We start from the raw sequence: 1,886 nt of genomic DNA, 5'->3' as shown, positions 1-1,886 counted from the left end.
TATTTTTTCTCCGAGTTTTTTACCTGCATAACCAAGCATAGTTTCAAAAAGTTGTCCTACGTTCATACGAGAAGGAACTCCAAGGGGATTTAATACCATATCTACTGGAGTTCCATCCTCCATAAATGGCATATCTTCTACAGGAGCTACTCTCGAGATAACCCCTTTGTTTCCGTGACGACCGGCCATCTTATCTCCAACGGTAAGCTTACGTTTTTGAGCAATGTATATTTTGATAACTTTATTTACTCCGGCCGGTAAATCATGCCCTCTTTCTAAAGCCTCTTTCTTTTCTTGATAAATATTTTCAATTAAAGCCATTTGGTCAATTGCCTTAAGTCTTATCTTTCTAATTTCCTTTGCAGTTTCTTCATCTGCAATTAAAGAAGGTTTTTTGATAATTTCTAAAACTATTTTTTCAGCAAGTTCTTTAGTTATAGTTTCACCAGTCTTTGCTACAAGCTCTCCTTTTATTTCAACATCGCTAGATAAAGTTTTTCCAGTAATAAGTTCAATAACTTTTCTGTCCCTTTCTTTTCTAATTAAAGCAAGTTCCTCTTGTTTAGCTTTATCTAATTTCTTTCTTTCCTCTTGTTCTAAAAGACGAGAACGAATATCTTTATTTTCTCCTTTTCTGGAAATAATTTTTACGTCTATAACTACTCCTTCTACTCCATGAGGACACTTTAAGGATACATTTTTAACGCTTTTAGCTTTTTCCCCAAAAATAGCTTGTAAAAGTTTTTCTTCAGGGGTTAAAACTTCCTCTCCCTTTGGAGCTACTTTACCAACTAAAATATCCCCTGGTTTTACGTAAGTTCCAATAGTTACGATACCAGACTCATCTAAATGTCTAAGTTTTTCCTCAGGAACATTTGGAATATCTCTTGTAATTTCTTCTTTTCCAAGTTTTGTTTCTATCACTTGAGTTTCTACTTCTTCTATATGAATAGAAGTATAAACGTCGTCTTTTAAAAGACGCTCAGAAACTAAAATAGCGTCCTCAAAGTTATATCCTCTCCAAGGCATAAAAGCAACTAAAACATTTTTACCTAAAGCAAGCTCACCTTCTTGCATAGAGTGTCCATCTGCAATTACTTGTCCTTTTTCTACTCTTTGTCCTTTCTTAACAATTGGTTTTTGGTTTATACATGTCTTTTGATTAGATTTTTGAAATTTAAAAAGATGATATACGTCAAATCCAGTATCTATTTCAGAATCCGTTTTTTCATTTTCATCCGCTTTAATAATAATCTTATCTGCAGAAACATACTCTACTACTCCACTTCTTTTTGCAGTTACAGCCCAGCGAGAGTATCTTGCAACGTGCTCTTCCATTCCAGTTCCAACAATAGGGGAGTCAGTTGTAATGAGTGGAACCGCCTGTCTTTGCATGTTGGAACCCATAAGAGCACGGTTAGCATCATCATGCTCTAAGAAAGGAATTAAAGAGGAAGATACAGAAAATACTTGCTTTGGAGATACGTCCATATATTGAACTTCATCTGCTAAAACAAGCTTAAATTCTCCTTTGTGACGAGCCATTACAGTATCAGCTGCAATTTTTCCATTTGAATCAAGCGGCACAGAAGCTTGGGCGATAATATATTTTTCCTCTTCATCAGCTTGCATATATTTAACTTCATTAGTTATATATCTATTTTCAACTTTTCTATAAGGAGTTTCTAGAAATCCAAGCCAATTGATACGAGCGTAAGTAGTTGGAGATACAACAAGTCCAATATTTTGACCTTCCGGTGTTTCAATAGGACAAATTCTACCGTAATGAGATGGATGAACGTCTCTAACCTCAAAAGTAGCATGTTCTCTTGAAAGTCCACCGGGTCCTAAAGCAGAAAGTCTTCTTTTATGAGTAGTTTCAGAAA

General features: G+C 35.0%; 1 protein-coding gene. It reads right to left on the bottom strand.

Features of this window, described 5'->3' with window-relative positions; genetic code table 11:
- Nucleotides 1-1,886, bottom strand: a 1,886-nt coding sequence (rpoB, locus tag ABGX27_01785; protein MEO2068227.1) for a DNA-directed RNA polymerase subunit beta, incomplete at both ends; no start/stop codon positions are given.

Source organism: Desulfurobacteriaceae bacterium (assembly GCA_039832905.1).
Taxonomy (GTDB): Bacteria; Aquificota; Aquificia; order Desulfurobacteriales; family Desulfurobacteriaceae; genus Desulfurobacterium.
The sequence above is the reverse complement of the archived record's forward strand: the minus strand, read 5'-3'. Positions and strand labels throughout refer to the sequence as shown.